This window comes from Paenibacillus sp. R-74696 (assembly GCF_055814915.1).
Genome location: NZ_JBPULM010000037.1, coordinates 1 through 17,445 on the forward strand (window position 1 = coordinate 1; position 17,445 = coordinate 17,445).

The window sequence follows — 17,445 nt, forward strand, 5'->3', positions numbered from 1 at the left end:
TCAATAATTTAGATAGCGCCAAAGACCTTTTGTTCAGAGGGTCTTTGGCGTTTTATATTTCATATGCTTACCTACCGTATGCATAACTCCTATATAGGTCTTTTAAGCTTTATAGACGATATGGATTAGCTGTTTACTCGTGTTTGCAGGGGAAATTACCTAATGATTATCGGAGATAGGATTTTAAATAAGGACATTCCGTGACGATTGTTGCTGAGTTTATAATATTATTTATCGCGAAATAAACGCAGTTTAACTTTTAAATAAGTAGCAAATTGCGAATTTTTAAGTAGCATAATATTTCTGAAAATACACCTCGTTTATGGGAATGAATAACTACCTTAGCATAATTTCAGCTACAAAATATAAATAGTGATAGTGATGAGCTATCGATATCCAACCTATTTGATAATATTCTAATTAAAATATCTGTTTGATTTTGTAAAGTATTATTATAGTATGAATATATGCGTTCGGCTCTAAAGCGACTGTATTTTAGTTTGTTTTACAAATACTGTGGCGGTAATATGGACTTGCTGAGCTTTCTAAAAATGCGGAACGCAGCAGGAGGTTTTGGGGATGGAACAGTCTATTAAAACGTTGTTTGATCAAGTTGCGAAGGAATATGATGTACAGCGGCATCAGCTGATTCCCTGCTTTGATGAGTTTTATGGAACAGCTGTGAATTGGGTGCACACAACGAAGCAGAAGCCTCGTATTTTGGATCTTGGTGCTGGTACTGGCTTGTTCGCTGCGTTGGTTCAGCAAAAATATCCGCATGCTGAGTTTACCTTGATTGATTTAAGTGAAGAGATGATGAAAGCGGCTCGATCGAGATTTGAGGACAGTCAGCAGCTCGAGTACATTGTAGCGGACTATACGAAGTACACATTTAAGCAAAAATATGACATCATTATTTCGTCCTTATCCATTCATCACTTGAGCCACGAGTCCAAGCAGGAGCTGTTTCATACCGTGTATGGGCTTCTGGAGGAGGATGGCAGCTTTATTAATGCTGACCAAGCTGCTGGAAGCTTTCCTTGCTTTGATCACGCTTATAAGAGCATATGGGAGCAGCAGATTGGCAAAGGGGAATTGACTGAGCAGGCCATACAGTCCGCGATTGAGCGCAGAAAGCTGGATCAGAACGCAACGGTCAATGATCAGCTGAAGTGGCTGCACGATAGTGGCTTTGCAGCCGCTGATTGTGTCTATAAGCAGCATGAGTTTGCTGTTTTTGCAGCGTTTAAGCAAGCTCCTGAATATATTTAATCGGCAATGACATAATGGAGCAGACGGAGCTAGGTCTAGTACATATCGTCCAAGTAAATGTGTTTCTAACGAGTATGTATGATTTTAAAGCGATGAATGCCGTTTATGAAACAGATTTCCCCGCACCTTACCCGGCAAGTAGGACAATCGGTGGAGCGGCGCTGCTGCTAGGAGCTAAAAAAGAAATTGAAATGTTTTCATACAAACGCTGAGCTTAATACCGTGCAGAAGGTTAAACTTGTAACCTCTTTTATTACAGACAATCCGCTGCTTTTAAATACAAAGCTGCTGCATGTAAGCGTAATGCTTCTATTTAGTGAGAAAATTCAGACAAAATGCTTATTGCAAAACGGGAAATGCCAGCCTTGTGCCAGCCTTGACAGCCCATGACCCCTCTGCTAATATTGCAATAATATACGTGAAGACGGCTCAATTTAAGGGAGGAACATATTCGTGTGGGAATCAAAATTTGCCAAGGAAGGCCTAACATTTGATGATGTGCTGCTCGTTCCAAGGAAATCGGAAGTACTGCCAAGAGAATCGGATATTTCGACAAAACTTTCTGCTAACATCAAGCTGAATATTCCATTGATCAGCGCAGGGATGGACACGGTTACGGAAGCAGCTCTTGCTATTGCAATAGCGCGTGAGGGCGGAATCGGCATTATTCACAAGAATATGTCCATTGCACAACAAGCGGAAGAAGTAGATCGCGTGAAACGCTCGGAAAGCGGCGTTATTACGAATCCATTCTCGCTTACAGCAGATCACCATGTGTATGATGCGGAAGAATTAATGGGTAAATATCGCATTTCGGGCGTACCGATTGTAGATGCTGACAAGAAGCTTGTTGGTATTCTGACGAATCGTGACCTACGTTTTATACATGATTATTCCATTAAAATCCATGAAGTCATGACACGTGACAATGTAGTAACGGCTCCAGTCGGCACGACGCTTACTGAGGCTGAGGTATTGCTGCAAAAGCACAAAATTGAGAAATTGCCATTGGTGGACGATTCGAATACGCTCAAAGGCTTGATTACAATCAAGGACATTGAGAAGGCGATTCAATTCCCTAATGCTGCAAAAGATACCCATGGCCGCTTGCTTTGCGGAGCAGCTGTTGGTATTTCTAAAGATACAATGGATCGTACGGAAGCACTTGTACAAGCTGGCATCGATATTCTCGTTGTAGACTCTGCACACGGCCATCATATCAATATCATTGAGGCAGTTCGCAAAATCCGCAAGCAATACCCAGAATTGACGATTATTGCAGGTAATGTGGCTACAGGCGAAGCTACACGTGATTTGATTGAAGCAGGCGCATCTGTCGTTAAAGTCGGCATTGGTCCAGGCTCGATCTGTACAACACGTGTAATCGCTGGTATCGGCGTACCACAGATTACAGCGATTTATGACTGTGCTTCCGTTGCTCGTGAATACAATGTTCCGGTTATCGCTGATGGCGGTATCAAATATTCCGGCGATATTACGAAAGCAATTGCAGCAGGCGCAAGCGCAATTATGATCGGCAGCTTGTTTGCAGGTACATCTGAAAGCCCTGGCGAAACAGAGATTTTCCAAGGCAGAAGCTTTAAAGTTTATCGCGGTATGGGTTCCCTTGGCGCAATGAAAGAAGGCAGCAAGGACCGTTACTTCCAAGAAAATGAGAACAAGCTAGTTCCAGAAGGCATTGAAGGCCGTGTGCCATTCAAAGGTCCTTTGTCGGATACCGTTCATCAGTTGCTTGGCGGCTTGCGTTCCGGTATGGGCTATTGCGGCACTTCAAACCTGGAGCAGCTGAAAAACGATACTCACTTTATCCGCATTTCGGGTGCAGGACTTCGTGAAAGCCATCCACATGATGTGCAAATCACAAAGGAAGCGCCTAACTACTCGCTTTAATATCCCGACTAACGGGCCAGAGACAGACCACAAGAAAGCGGAACTTCGCTTTTGTCGGGTCTGTCTTTTTTTCAAATATATGCATTTATAGGTTTCATCCGTATAATCAGCTTATATTTCACCTTCGAAACGGAAGCTTTGCCCCCAGAGGATGGCGACAGCTGTTTACGCTTGAATAGCAGGCATTGATTTAGAGCCACTATTTTACATGGTAATTATTGCTTTAGGGCAGTTTCAAGGGGTCTTAGCCGCTCAAATGGGCTTCCTGCAAGGGCTCAGCTGGAGAAAGGGGCTAAGCGCAGTAGAGGTTTAATTCCCCTGCTTGCATGTGATACAATTAACAACGACAAACTTTCGGATGAAAAGGGGAGAAGACGTTGAAGGCAAAGGTAAAGCCGATTAAACTGACATCGGTTGTCGCCGCTTTTATGGCGATGTGGTTGGTTATTCTGTCATTAGGGTCTGGTGCAGCAGCGGCTGCAGGTAAGGAAGATTGGGTCAATAACACTTTGGGCATGGAATTATCATCAGCCATTCTAATAGATGCAGATTCGGGACAAGTCATCTATGAAGTCAATGCGGATACGCCGCGTCCTCCTGCCAGCATGACGAAGCTCATGACGGAGTATATCGTACTTGAGGAAATTACGAATAAAAGATTAACTTGGGATCAGGTCGTTACCGTTAGTGAAGAAGCAGCGAATACTCCTGCAGATGGCTCGCAAATTTATTTGGCGCAAGGCGATCAGCATACGGTAAAGGACTTATATATTGCTATGGCAGTAGGCTCGGCGAATGATGCAACGATTGCTCTTGCTTCGCAAATTAGCGGTAGTGAGCAGAGCTTTGTTGCCAAGATGAATGAAACGGCGAAAGAGCTGGGCCTGACGACGGCTCATTTTACAAGTGCGACAGGCTTGCTTGATACAACCCTTATTTCGGCTCGCGATATGGCGAAGCTGGCACAAACGATTTTGAAAAAACATCCGGACTTTCTCGATTATTCGAAAATTCAGGAATACAAATTTCGTCAGCGGGATACAGCGACCATGAAGAACTATAACTGGATGTTGGAAACGAACAAAAGCAATACGTATTTACGTGCGTATGCCTATGAGGGCGTGGACGGCATGAAAACCGGCTATATTTCGGCAGCTGGCTATACGTTTACGGGTACTGTTAAGCGAGGCGATACGCGTTATATCAGCGTCGTAATGAATACAAAGTCAAAAGAAGCCCGTTTCTTTGAAACAGCAAAGATGTACGACTATGCATTCAACAACTTTGAGAAGAAATCGGTGCTTCCTGCAAAATCTGTAGTAGAAACGCTGGAATCGGTTAAAATTAAGAAGGGTGTCGAAAAGACCGTCCCAGCTGTTACCGAGTCCGACATCACTTTTACGGTTAAAAAGGGTGCTGAACCTAAGATTGAGCTGAAGGAAAGCAACATTTTGAAAGAGGAAGAACTGGTTGCTCCCATTACAGCTGGTCAGAAGCTAGGAACGGTCACTTATGAGTACACGGATGCTGAAGGAAACAAAGTGGACAGAACGGTTAATTTGATTGCCTCGGAGGATGTGGAAAAAGGCGGCTGGCTGCGTCTGATGTTCCGCGCTATCGGCCAATTTTTCGTCGGACTGTTCAATGATATTGTGAATCTGTTTTAATGACATAAATACAGGGAAAACAATAGTTGTCGATTAAGGAGCGTTCCTGTAAAATTAGTGCCTAGAGCTAGTATCGATATTATATTGGGAGCTAAGCGTAAACCTTTCAGAATGAAGGTCGCTGTGTAAAACCTTGAGGAGGATTTTTTGAAAATGGAAACAGGAACTTCGCGTGTAAAACGTGGTATGGCTGAAATGCAAAAAGGCGGCGTCATCATGGACGTTATGAACGCTGAGCAAGCAAAAGTAGCAGAGGCGGCAGGTGCAACAGCAGTTATGGCGCTGGAGCGCGTTCCTTCCGATATCCGTGCAGCAGGCGGCGTTGCCCGTATGGCTGACCCAACCATCGTAGAAGAGGTTATGAAAGTCGTATCGATTCCAGTTATGGCGAAAGCGCGTATTGGCCACTATATAGAGGCGAAAGTGCTTGAATCGATGGGCGTTGACTATATTGACGAGAGCGAAGTTTTGACTCCGGCAGACGAAGTGTTCCACATTAGCAAAAATGAATTTACGATTCCTTTCGTATGTGGCGCTAAAGACCTTGGCGAAGCGCTTCGCCGTATTCAAGAAGGAGCAGCAATGCTTCGTACAAAAGGTGAGCCGGGAACAGGAAACATTGTTGAGGCTGTTCGCCACCTTCGTCTGATCAATGGTCAAATCCGTAAAATTCAAGGTTTGTCGAAGGACGAGCTGTATAATGAAGCGAAGGTTCTGGGCGTTGCTTATGACCTGCTTCTGGGCGTGCACGAGAGCGGCAAGCTGCCAGTCGTTAACTTTGCAGCAGGCGGCGTAGCAACACCTTCTGACGCAGCACTGATGATGCACCTGGGCGCTGACGGCGTGTTCGTAGGATCGGGTATTTTTAAATCCGACAGCCCGGAGAAATTTGCTCGTGCTATCGTAGAAGCTACAACTCATTACCAAGACTACAAATTGATCGCAGAAGTATCGAAAAACTTGGGAGCGCCAATGAAGGGTATTGAAATTTCCAAGCTGGACGCTTCGCAGCGTATGCAGGATCGCGGAATTTAAGCAACAAGCTTGGATAAGGTGAAACGGCCGAAAGCCGTCTTTTGGCGGCGCGGCGCGTTTCAGTCCGAGAAATATAAGCCCATTTATAAGGGGAAACTTATAAATTCTTATATTTTAAGAAAGGCGTGTAGGCGATGAAAATTGGTGTACTTGCGCTTCAAGGCGCAGTTGCAGAGCATATACGCAGTTTGGAGGCGGCGGGCGCGGAAGCGGTCGCCGTTAAACAAACCTCGCAGCTTGATGAGCTGCAGGGTCTTGTTATTCCAGGCGGCGAAAGCACGACGATAGGCAAGCTGATCCGCCAATACGGCTTCTTAGAAGCGATTCAAGCTTTTTCTGAGCAATCCAAGCCGATTTTTGGCACTTGCGCGGGAATGATTTTGCTTGCTGAACGTATTGAAGGACAAGAGGATGCGCATCTGAAGCTCATGGATATGACGGTGGAGCGCAATGCTTTTGGAAGACAGCGGGAGAGCTTCGAAACCGATCTCGACATTAAAGGCATTGATGAACAGGTTCGCGCGGTATTCATTCGTGCTCCTTTGATCAAAGAAGTTGGATCGCAGGTTGATGTGCTTTCGGAATACAAAGGCGAAATTGTGGCGGCTCGGCAGGGACATTTGCTAGCAGCATCCTTTCATCCTGAGTTGACCGATGATTACCGTTTGCATGCCTATTTTGTCGATATGATTAAACAATTGGCAGTGAGCCGGTAGCAGAGAGGAGTCCACCCAAGCGTGATAGATATAAAATGGCTGCGTAATGAATTCGCAAAAGTAGAGCAAGGGCTGACAAATCGCGGTAAATCGCTTGATTTAATCGCAGATTTCCCTGTTCTAGATACAAAGCGCCGTGACCTGTTGCAGGAAACGGATCAGCTGAAAAACCGCCGCAACATCGTATCGCAGGAAGTGGCGAAGCTGAAGAAGACAGGCGGCGATGCCGATGCGCTGATTATCGAAATGCGTGAAGTGGGCGATCGGATTAAGCAATTGGACGAGGAAGTTCGCGCTGTAGAGGTGCAAGTCGACGAGCTTATGCTTTCGATTCCCAATGTGCCGCATGAAAGCGTGCCAATTGGGGCTTCCGAGGATGATAATGTAGAGCTTCGCCGGATTGGCGAGCAGCCAGCATTTGATTTCGAGCCGAGAGCCCATTGGGATCTTGCACAAGAGCTTGGCATTCTTGATTTCGAGCGTGCAGCTAAGGTGACGGGCTCTCGCTTTACGTTTTATCGTGGTTTAGGTGCCCGCCTGGAGCGTGCGCTGATTAACTTTATGATGGATCTACATAGTGATAAGCACGGTTATGAGGAAGTACTGCCGCCTTATTTGGTCAACCGCGACAGCTTGATTGGAACAGGACAGCTTCCGAAATTCGAAGAGGATTTGTTCAAAATTTCCGACTCGGATTATTATCTGATTCCAACGGCCGAGGTTCCGGTTACGAATCTTCATCGTGAAGAGATTTTGTCGCTTGAAGAGCTGCCGAAGCATTTTGTAGCGTATAGCTCTTGCTTCCGCTCAGAGGCGGGGGCAGCAGGCCGAGATACACGCGGCTTGATTCGTCAGCATCAATTCAACAAAGTCGAGCTGATCAAGCTTGCGAAGCCGGAAGAGTCCTACGATGAGCTGGAGAAGATGACGGCGAATGCGGAGAAGGTGCTGGAGCTGTTGGGCTTGTCGTATCGCGTCCTCGCTTTGTGCACAGGCGATATGGGCTTCACCGCTGCGAAAACCTATGACCTTGAAGTATGGCTGCCAAGTGCAGGCACATACCGGGAAATCTCCTCGTGCTCGAACGTAGAGGACTTTCAGGCGCGCCGTGCAGGCATTCGCTTCCGCAGAGACGTGAAGAGCAAGCCGGAATTCGTGCATACGCTTAACGGCTCAGGTCTTGCGGTAGGCCGTACCGTTGCGGCTATTCTTGAAAATTACCAACAAGCGGACGGATCCATTGTCATTCCTGAAGTATTGCGTGCCTACATGGGCGGAATCAGCGTAATTGGACCTAAAGCCTAAAGTTTTTAAAGCTATACTATCCGCAGGTTAAAGATGGGGTTGATTTTCATTTTTAACCTGTGGTATAATAATTTTTGTGATGATTTTGTATACGGAGAGGTACCGAAGCGGTCATAACGGGGCGGTCTTGAAAACCGTTAGGGGGCAACTCCACGTGGGTTCGAATCCCACCCTCTCCGCCAATTTAATAAATGATAACGTCCAGCCTTACGGTTTGGGCGTTTTTTTTGTTGTCTGGGATTGGGGATAACGTCTGAGCAAGAGTTATCCCCAATATCCACTGTAGTCATGTGGATAAAATGTATATAATGTGGATAACTAGCATGGAATGTGTATAGAACTGTGGATAACGCTTGCTTAAGCGTGTGATTATGCTTGATTTTGCCTGAATAATTGGCGGGCTCGCGCCGCATCTTATAGGATGTGGAGGTGTTGATAAAGATGGCTAAAAAAGATGAGCTGACCTACAGCCAGCCAGAGCTGGTGGAGGCATGGAATCGAACGCTGCCGGAAATGATGAACAAGCCGGATAAATGCCAGGTAGCAGCCGATGAGGCAGATCCAAAATCGCTGCGAATTACGATTCAGTCAGCGGGACACCAGTCGTATGAAATTGATTTTAAGGTAACCTATGTGGATAGCCGTGAAATTAAAGTAGAGCTTGTCGATGTGGAAAAGGATCATCAGGCTGTGGATGAACGCACAGATATTCTTCAACAACTGATTCATGATTATAAGCGTCATATCCATGAATGCGCCCAAGCGCTTGGGCAGCTTACACACGCTTAAAAGGAGGACGATGATATGAGCAAGCCAGACAGCGTGCCTGTACCTGAGGCGCAGCGTCAATCTCAAGACAAAAGAAGCCGCAATGATGACTCAGCCCAGCAGGAGCCTTTGTCCGGATCGAAAAAAACAAAGAAGAAAAACCATACTTCGCACCTAAATCCGGAAGGATCTTAAAATCAAGGTAATCATACAAAAGTCCCGTTTCTTCTCGAAGATTCGGGATTTTTTGGATATTGCTTCTATGTGCGGTCGTTTTGTTATAAAATAGGGGGGATGTCATTCAGAGATACAAATAGGGAGGATCAACTAGAATGAAAAACAGACTACATAAAGTGGCTATGCTATTTATCGCTGCTGCTTTAATTATTGTCGCAGGCTGCAGCGCGAGTGCGTCGCCTAAGGAATCTTTGGAGAAAGCTACTCAAAAAATGACGGAAGTCACCTCATATGAGTCCACAATGTCCTTTGGGATAGATGAGCTTACGGTGCCAGACGAATTGCTGCAGGGGGAGGGAGCTGGAGCGCAATACGCCATCAACCTGCTTAAAGGCGCTAAAGTAAATGTTAAAGCAGTATATCAAAAAGAACCGCTGCGCACAGATATGGAAATGGATATTACGGCAGCTGGCCTTTCTGTTAAAATTCCGATGATTTTGACTGACAAAAAGATGTATGTGAAAATTCCAGCGCTTCCGATGCTTATGCTGCCAGAGCAATACACGGACAAATTTGTGGAGATTGATCTGGAGGAGCTGTCAAAGCAAGCGGAAACAGGAGCCATGATGGACACGGCTGCCCAGCAGAAGCTTGGTCAAGAAGTGAGCGGCATTATTTTAAAACATTTTGATGAGAAAACGTATTTTTCTACGCTGAAAAAAGAAGATGCAGCGCTCCCTGAAGGGGTAGAGGCTGATCAAGTGGTTCGCTTCCAAATTAATGGAGGAAACTATCAGCAGGCTGTAGAAACCATCGTTAATCAAGTGCTTCCAGAGCTAATCGACACGTTGACGAAAAACGAAGATTTCATGAAAATGATAGATAGCACGAATGAGGATGTAACGAAGCTGAAGGCAGATTTTGAAGCCAACAAGCAAGAAACATTGGAACAACTGAAAGCAAACTTGAAAATCAATGATTTCTCTATTGTAGGAGCCATTAAAGATGGCTATTTATCGCAGCAGACTGCTAAAATCAATGTAGACTTTACGGATGAAAGCGGCGGTATCGTGAAAATTGGCGGTTCGTTAACAGCTGAATATCACAACATTAATAAAGCGCCTAAATTCCTGTATGAAATTCCGACCGACGCAGTTAAAATGGATGAGCTGATGTCTGGCATGGGACTAGGTCTGTAACTTTATAGCTTAAAATGATACAAAAGGAGCCGCCCATTCTAAGCGAATGAGCGGTTTTTTTTATAACGCTGTGGCAGTAGCCTTAATGATACTATTGCTTTAAAAAGTAAAGTATATTACTATACGTATATGAGTTTAAAGGAGGAATTGTAATGCAAATAGATGTATGGTCAGATTTCGCATGTCCGTTTTGTTATATTGGTAAAAAGAGACTGGAGGGCGCATTAGCAAAGTTTGAGCATGGCAAGCATGTGAAGGTTGTGTTCCGCAGCTTTGAGCTGGACCCTAACGCCGCGATCAGCTACGAGCATGATGTGCATGAAATGCTGTCCCGTAAATACGGCATGCCACGCGAGAAAGCAATCGAGATGAACAGCGATTTGGCGAAGCAGGCGGCATCTGTTGGTTTGACCTTTAACTTCGATACGCTGGTGCTGACGAATACGTTTGATGCGCACCGCTTAACCCATTTTGCAGCAAAATACGGCAAGCAAGACGAGATGTCGGAAAGACTTTTCCGTGCATATTTTACCGATTCCAAGCATCTGGGAGAGCGCGATACACTTGCTGATCTGGCTGCCGAGGTTGGACTAGATCGTCAAGAGGCGCTTGCTGTGCTGGAAAGCGATGCTCATGCACAGGACGTTCGTGGCGATGAGGAGGAGGCTTCGCGAATAGGCGTGCGTGGCGTGCCATTCTTCGTCATTAATCGCAAATACGCGATATCGGGTGCTCAGCCGAATGAAGTGTTCCTGAATGCAATTAAGCAGGCTTGGGATGAAGCGTATCCGGCTCTGACCGTCATCAATGATTTGCCGAATGATGCGGATGGCGCAGCTTGCTCGGATGGCACTTGTGCGCCCTCGGCGGCTCAGGATGCTAATCCAGACAAGGCGTAATTTTATATATAGCGGAGTTTATAAATAGAAGCGGATTTCAGTGAAGGCTGGGGTAGCGGGCAAGTGACGCTGCTTCAGCTTTTTTTGAAATATAAAAAAGGATAGGTATTACCTTGCAGGGATGAAAAATATAATTTGTCCGAGGGTTGTCCTCTGGCCTTTATGATGAGAAAATGAGGAAAAAGAGCATCAGGAGGCTGTGCGCGTTGAAAAGAAAGTCCCGTAAAAAGAAGTTTAAAGTGAAAAATGCCCTTATTTCCTTGCTTATTATGCTGGCCTTGGCCGGAGCGTCGTATATGGGCTGGCTCGATGAGCTGGCGAAAGATTGGAACACGGCAGAAGGAACAGATTACACGTTATATTTTCCGACGGATCGATACCCGGAGACAGGCAAGCATATCAAAGATGCGATTGCAGCGGGGAGATCCCCCATTTGTACGATTGATCGGGAAGGCGCGGATCAGAATCGGAAGAAATCTTTGCAGGGCGTCAAAGTGAAAAAAGGCTTTGATCGCGATGAATGGCCAATGGCTATGTGCGCAGAAGGCGGGAGCGGAGCGCATATTGCTTATATTGACCCATCGGATAATCGCGGGGCAGGGTCATGGGTGAGCAACCAGCTGGAGAAATATCCGAATGGATCTAGAATTGCTTTTGTCATCAAATAAGAAAGCACTTATTGTAGGTTAAAGTCTAATTGTCTGCGTTGCTGCAGAGGATTGGGCTTTTTTTTATATTCAGGGGCTGGGTGAATACCGTGTTGCATATTGGGTTCAAACATAGACTGGTGTAACGATGATAAAAGTCTATTTTTTATATTTTTGAATAGGAAGCAAGCAAATAACCAGGTAAAGAGGGATGAAGATGAACAGGGGACGGAAATCGCAAGAGCTGAGCAAATGGATTAAGCAGCTCCAACACGTAAAAGGTTTAATACGTCAAAATCGTGTTAAACGAGCTAGTGCACATATTCGACATGTCATTTCGGCATGCAGGCGCACAGTGAGTAAAAAGCGTTAATGCTAAAAAATAATGGGAGATGAGCAGGTTGGCGAAAAGAAGAGCAAGTTGTTTGCGTAAATTAAATCTCGCCATTCTTGAATTGAAATTAGCGCGGAGGCTGGCGGGTAGAAATAATATTGTCCGGGCGGAACGCGAAGTGATCGATTCGATTTTGCTGCTGACAGAGGCACTGAAATGTCTCGATGAGCACCGTAATAGGAAACCTCGGCATAGCCATATTCACTGGTCAACACATGCAAGACGGGGGAAACGCGGCCCGAGGGGCGCTAGGGGGCCAAGGGGAGTTAGAGGTTTTAGCGGTTCAGCTGGAACGGATGGGTCAACTGGAGCAACGGGTCCGGCAGGAGCACCGGGAGCAGCAGGAACTCCTGGCGTAGTAGGGCAGCCTGGAGCGATGGGCCTTCCCGGTGCGATGGGTCCAGCGGGATTGCCTGGCGTGCAAGGAGCTGCGGGAGCCATTGGGCCAGCCGGGGCGAATGGCGCTGCGGGAGCTACAGGAGCGACTGGTGTAACTGGAGGAACAGGGGCCGGATTGGGAGGAATAGTGGCCTTTAATCCGCTAGTTGCTGCAGCATATCCAGTAAATCAGGTCGTTACATTCAATGGCAGCACATATATTGTGAATACAGCGCCGCCTAGCGGGGTACCAGGGAGCTCAGCTGACTATACACTGCTTGCCGGTGCAGGAGCCGCTGGTGCAGTTGGAGCAAACGGGGCTGCTGGTTCCGCCGGAGCGACGGGAGCGACTGGCGCAACGGGGGTGGGACTGGTAGGGATGGTGGCTTTTGATCCGCTGGTCGCCCCAACATATCCAGTAAATCAGACAGTTACATTCAATGGGAGCACGTACGTCGTTAATACGGCACCTCCAAGCGGAGTACCAGGAGACTCGGCAGATTATTGGATGCTTGCCGGTGCAGGGGCTACTGGTACGACTGGTACGAAAGGTGCTACGGGGGCAGGAGTGACCGGAGTGACCGGAGTGACCGGAGCGCCTGGTTCTACAGGTACAACTGGAGTGACCGGGGCAACTGGCGTTACAGGGGCAGGGGTTACAGGCTCGACCGGAGTAACCGGGGCAACGGGCATTACCGGAGAGACAGGAGCTTCAGGCTCGACTGGGGCGACTGGTGTAACTGGGCTTACAGGTGTGACGGGCTTGACCGGAGCGACTGGTACAAATGGGGTAACCGGTGTAACAGGAGACACAGGTTCGACGGGCGTGACTGGTGCCACAGGAGCGACAGGTGTGACTGGAGCAACAGGTGTGACTGGAACGACCGGATCGACAGGAGTGACCGGAGAGACGGGAGTCACAGGTGCAACAGGTGTGACTGGAACGACCGGATTGACAGGTGCAACCGGAGTCACCGGAGTAACAGGTATAACCGGAGTGACTGGAGTCACAGGTGCAACAGGTGTGACTGGAACGACTGGATCGACAGGCGTAACAGGTGTGACTGGAACGACCGGATCGACAGGTGCAACCGGAGTCACAGGAGTGACCGGAGAGACGGGAGTAACAGGTATAACCGGAGCGACTGGAGTCACTGGAGCAACAGGTGTGACTGGAACGACTGGATCGACAGGAGTGACCGGAGAGACGGGAGTAACAGGTATAACCGGGGCGACCGGAGTCACAGGTGCAACAGGTGTGACGGGATCGACTGGATCGACAGGAGCGACCGGAGAGACGGGAGTAACAGGTATAACCGGGGCGACTGGAGTCACAGGTGCAACAGGTGTGACGGGAACGACTGGATCGACAGGAGTGACGGGAGTAACAGGTATAACCGGAGCGACTGGAGTCACTGGAGCAACAGGTGTGACTGGAACGACTGGATCGACAGGAGCGACCGGAGAGACGGGAGTAACAGGTATAACCGGGGCGACTGGAGTCACAGGTGCAACAGGTGTGACTGGAACGACTGGATCGACCGGAGTAACAGGTATAACCGGAGCGACTGGAGTCACTGGATCGACAGGAGTGACAGGAGAGACGGGAGTAACAGGTATAACTGGAGCGACTGGAGTCACTGGCGCCACAGGTGTGACTGGAACGACCGGAGTAACAGGTATAACCGGAGCGACTGGAGTCACAGGTGCAACAGGTGTGACTGGATCGACAGGAACGACCGGAGAGACGGGAGTAACAGGTATAACCGGGGTGACTGGATCGACTGGATCGACAGGTGCAACCGGAGTCACAGGTGCAACAGGTGTAACCGGAGTGACCGGGGCAACGGGAATAACCGGAGCGACTGGATCTACGGGTATAACAGGAGCCACTGGCGCCACAGGAGCGACTGGCATTACCGGTACTACCGGCACTACGGGTGTTAGTACGACAGCTGTTTCTTCTTTTGCAGCCAATACGACGGGAGGCATTATTGCGGTTGTGCTTGGAGGTACGAATGTACCGCTCCCAAGCTCTCAAAATATCGCCGCAGGCATAACGGTCAATGGGGCTAACGATACGTTCACAGTTGCTGCAACCGGCAGATATTATATTACGTACCAAATTAATTTGACAGCGTCGTTACTGGTCGGCTCGCGTTTATTAATTAACGGGGTAGCAAGTACGCCCTCAACGTTGGAGCCGGTATTGAGCTTATCTGCTTTCAATAACGATATCATTATTGGGTTGACCGGAGGCTCGACCGTAACCCTTCAATTATTTGGACTTTTGGGTGCGGCAACATTGCTTGGAGGCAGCGCTGGGGCGGCACTGACCATTATCCAATTAAGCTAATGCGCTAGTTGGGCACCAAGGCAAGTATGAATGAATAGGATGGGTCAATAGAATCAACTCGCAGGAGTGTGGTTTCATTGATCGCGATCAGTCTTTGCATGATAGTCAAAAATGAAGAAAAAACATTGGCGCGCTGTCTCTCCTCTATCGCCCCCGCTGTAGATGAAATTATTATTGTCGACACAGGCTCGACCGATGCTACAAGGGAAATCGCCGCCGATTTCAACGCTCGCGTCGAGTCTTTTGCCTGGGTGGATGACTTCGCCGCCGCCCGTAATTTTGCATTCTCGCTTGCATCGAAGCCTTATATGATGTGGCTGGATGCGGACGATGTACTGGAGGTATCCGAGCTGCACAAGCTGAAGGCACTCAAACACCAGCTCGACGATACGGTGGACTCCGTCTCTATGGATTATCACCTGTCATTTGACGAGTTCGGCAACGTAGTTAACAAGCTGCGGCGCAATCGCATCGTTAAGCGTGAGCGGGGCTTTCAGTGGATTGGCGCAGTACATGAATACTTGGAGGTTTACGGAAACATCGTTCATTGTGATGTGGCCGTTACACATAAAAGCCTCGGGCATGACAGCGACCGCAATTTGACCATGTATGAAAATCGGCTCCGCAGAGGAGAGATTTTCACCCCGCGCGACTTGTTTTATTACGCCAACGAGCTGAAAGACAATGGCCGTTACGATTCGGCCATTCGTTATTATGACAAGTTTCTCGCTACCGGAAAAGGCTGGATCGAGGATAATATTCTCGCTTGCGGACGGCTTGCGGACTGCTACCACGAGCTGAACGAGCCTCGTAACATGATGGATTCCGTGCTGCGCTCCTTCTATTACGACAAGCCTCGGGCAGAATTTTGCTGCCGTCTTGGGTATTATTTTTTGCAGCGGGATGAGCTTCAGATGGCTGTGTATTGGTATAAGCAGGCGCTTCACGCGGAGAACACGGACACAACAGGCTGGGGTTTTGCGAATATAGCCTGCTCTACCTGGCTGCCGCAGCTTCAGCTATGTGTCTGCTACGACCGTCTGGGTGACTATGAAGCGGCCCATTTGCATAATGAGCAGGCGGCCAGCTATCGGCCCGAGGATGAGCGAATGATAGCGAACCGGGAATATTTGAGCCAGCGGTTAAGCAAGAGGGATGAGGGAGGGGTCGTGCTTGTCTGAGAAAAAAAAGCGTGTGCTCATTGCTAGTCCCGTTCAGCAGCAGCCGACGATTCTGGCGTTGTTTCTCGCTTCGCTGAAGCGTCTCCATGCAGACCAGTTGGAGCTAAGCTACTTCTTCATTGACGATAATACGGATGTTACGAGCAGCCTGCTGCTGGAGCAGTTTGCTGTTGCTCGCGAGGATGTAACCATTACCCGTTCAGAATCCTCCGATAGCCCTGACGTGTATGTACGCAACGATACGACGCATTGCTGGAGTGAGCAGCTCATTTGGAAGGTTGCCCATTTTAAGAATCGAATTATTGAGCATGCAATAGAACGTCAGTTTGACTACGTATTTCTGCTTGACTCCGACCTGCTGCTGCATGCCAGAACGCTGGAGCAGCTAGTATCGGACGACAAGGATATTGTTTCGGAAATTTTTTGGACCCGCTGGCAGCCGGATGCTCGCCCTCAGCCGCAAGTATGGCTGCATGACGAATACGGACAGTGGGAGCGAGGCAGAGGCGAGAAGCTGAGCGATGAAGAAATTGCGGTACGCTTGGAGCAGTTTTACGCCAAAGTAAGCGAGCCAGGCGTGTATGAGGTAGGCGGTCTTGGCGCATGTACGCTGCTGAGCAGACGTGCGCTGGAAGCAGGTGTGCATTTTGGCCCCATCAGCAATTTAACCTTCTGGGGGGAAGACCGGCATTTCTGCATTAGGGCGGCTGCGCTTGGCTTGCGCCTGTTTGTGGATACCCACTATCCCGCCTATCATATTTACCGCAGTGCGGATTTAGCTGGGGCGGAGCGGTTTCTACAGAAAGAAATAGAAGTCCAGCCTAAGGCGAGAGGACGGCTTACGCTGTCGATGGTCGTAAGGAATGAGGGCAGCCGCTATTTGCGACAGGCGCTGGAGCAGCATCGCCAGTATATTGATGACGCGGTCATTATTGACGATGGCAGTACGGATGACACAGCCGATGTGTGCCTACAGGCGCTGGAAGGCATTCCGGTTAAGCTGATACGCAACGAGTTTTCGCGCTTTAGCAATGAAGTTACGCTTCGGCAGCAGCAGTGGGAAGAGACGTTGACTGTAAATCCGGAGTGGATTCTGAATCTCGATGCGGATGAATGGTTTGAGCAAAGCTTCGTTCAGGAGCTCGACACCCTGCTGCAAAACCGTACTACGAATGTATTTTGCTTCCGGTTATACGATTTCTGGAGCCTTCATTCCTATAGATCGGATGCGATTTGGCGGGCACATGAAAGCTATCGCCCTTTTTTGTTCCGCTATGATCCAACATTTGATTATAAGTGGAAAAATACACCGCAGCATTGCGGGCGTTTTCCCGCTAATATTTTGGAGCTGCCTCATCAGCTGTCGGATATTCGCCTTAAGCATTATGGCTGGGCGAAAGACGAGCACCGCCGGGAGAAGCTGCATCGCTACCAGATGCTTGACCCCGACGCCAAGTATGGCTGGAAGGAGCAATACCTGTCCATTTTAGATGTCAATCCACAGCTCGTGGAGTGGCAGGAATAGCTGGCATAAGTATGT

15 protein-coding genes and 1 tRNA gene are annotated in these 17,445 nt (G+C 48.2%); all 16 read left to right on the forward strand.

Annotation, left to right across the window (positions count from 1 at the left end):
* The first annotated feature begins 579 nt into the window (after positions 1-579).
* The 16 genes from ACSR9A_RS17580 (at position 580) to ACSR9A_RS17655 (ending at position 17,430) form a co-directional block, all read left to right on the forward strand.
* Positions 580-1,272, forward strand: coding sequence for a class I SAM-dependent methyltransferase (locus ACSR9A_RS17580; RefSeq protein ID WP_473758605.1), 693 nt, complete (start codon positions 580-582; stop codon positions 1,270-1,272).
* Positions 1,273-1,286: 14 nt separating this feature from the next.
* The gene (locus ACSR9A_RS17585; protein WP_473758606.1) at positions 1,287-1,484 is read left to right on the forward strand and encodes a Rid family hydrolase; all 198 of its coding nucleotides are present in this window, start codon (positions 1,287-1,289) and stop codon (positions 1,482-1,484) included.
* Between the two features lie 241 nt (positions 1,485-1,725).
* Positions 1,726-3,183: an IMP dehydrogenase gene (guaB, locus tag ACSR9A_RS17590; protein WP_473758607.1), complete on the forward strand. Its 1,458-nt coding sequence runs from the start codon at positions 1,726-1,728 to the stop codon at positions 3,181-3,183.
* Positions 3,184-3,560: 377 nt separating this feature from the next.
* Positions 3,561-4,850, forward strand: a complete 1,290-nt coding sequence (locus ACSR9A_RS17595; RefSeq protein ID WP_473758608.1) for a D-alanyl-D-alanine carboxypeptidase family protein — start codon at positions 3,561-3,563, stop codon at positions 4,848-4,850.
* A 153-nt stretch (positions 4,851-5,003) separates the two neighbouring features.
* A complete protein-coding gene (gene pdxS, locus ACSR9A_RS17600; protein WP_473758609.1) occupies positions 5,004-5,885 on the forward strand; it encodes a pyridoxal 5'-phosphate synthase lyase subunit PdxS in 882 nt (293 codons plus the stop codon).
* A gap of 134 nt (positions 5,886-6,019) precedes the next feature.
* Complete coding sequence (gene pdxT / locus ACSR9A_RS17605) at positions 6,020-6,601, forward strand: pyridoxal 5'-phosphate synthase glutaminase subunit PdxT (RefSeq protein ID WP_473758610.1); 582 nt, start codon at positions 6,020-6,022, stop codon at positions 6,599-6,601.
* A 21-nt stretch (positions 6,602-6,622) separates the two neighbouring features.
* Positions 6,623-7,906, forward strand: a complete 1,284-nt coding sequence (serS, locus tag ACSR9A_RS17610) for a serine--tRNA ligase (RefSeq protein WP_473758611.1) — start codon at positions 6,623-6,625, stop codon at positions 7,904-7,906.
* A 93-nt stretch (positions 7,907-7,999) separates the two neighbouring features.
* Positions 8,000-8,088 (forward strand) — tRNA-Ser (locus ACSR9A_RS17615).
* Between the two features lie 259 nt (positions 8,089-8,347).
* Complete coding sequence (locus tag ACSR9A_RS17620; protein ID WP_473758612.1) at positions 8,348-8,695, forward strand: hypothetical protein; 348 nt, start codon at positions 8,348-8,350, stop codon at positions 8,693-8,695.
* Between the two features lie 15 nt (positions 8,696-8,710).
* Positions 8,711-8,869: a small acid-soluble spore protein P gene (locus tag ACSR9A_RS17625; RefSeq protein WP_473758613.1), complete on the forward strand. Its 159-nt coding sequence runs from the start codon at positions 8,711-8,713 to the stop codon at positions 8,867-8,869.
* Positions 8,870-9,006: 137 nt separating this feature from the next.
* On the forward strand, positions 9,007-10,050 hold the full coding sequence (locus tag ACSR9A_RS17630) for a hypothetical protein (RefSeq protein ID WP_473758614.1): 1,044 nt from the start codon (positions 9,007-9,009) through the stop codon (positions 10,048-10,050).
* A 152-nt stretch (positions 10,051-10,202) separates the two neighbouring features.
* On the forward strand, positions 10,203-10,949 hold the full coding sequence (locus ACSR9A_RS17635) for a DsbA family oxidoreductase (protein ID WP_473758615.1): 747 nt from the start codon (positions 10,203-10,205) through the stop codon (positions 10,947-10,949).
* Positions 10,950-11,245: 296 nt separating this feature from the next.
* A complete protein-coding gene (locus ACSR9A_RS17640) occupies positions 11,246-11,617 on the forward strand; it encodes a NucA/NucB deoxyribonuclease domain-containing protein (protein ID WP_473758706.1) in 372 nt (123 codons plus the stop codon).
* A 404-nt stretch (positions 11,618-12,021) separates the two neighbouring features.
* Positions 12,022-14,724: a BclA C-terminal domain-containing protein gene (locus ACSR9A_RS17645; protein ID WP_473758616.1), complete on the forward strand. Its 2,703-nt coding sequence runs from the start codon at positions 12,022-12,024 to the stop codon at positions 14,722-14,724.
* Positions 14,725-14,801: 77 nt separating this feature from the next.
* Complete coding sequence (locus ACSR9A_RS17650) at positions 14,802-15,905, forward strand: tetratricopeptide repeat-containing glycosyltransferase family 2 protein (protein ID WP_473758617.1); 1,104 nt, start codon at positions 14,802-14,804, stop codon at positions 15,903-15,905.
* Positions 15,898-17,430 carry a glycosyltransferase family 2 protein gene (locus ACSR9A_RS17655; protein WP_473758618.1) on the forward strand — a complete coding sequence of 511 codons (1,533 nt, stop codon included), beginning with the start codon at positions 15,898-15,900 and terminating at the stop codon, positions 17,428-17,430. The genes ACSR9A_RS17650 and ACSR9A_RS17655 overlap by 8 nt, the downstream gene beginning before the upstream one ends.
* Positions 17,431-17,445 lie beyond the last annotated feature (15 nt).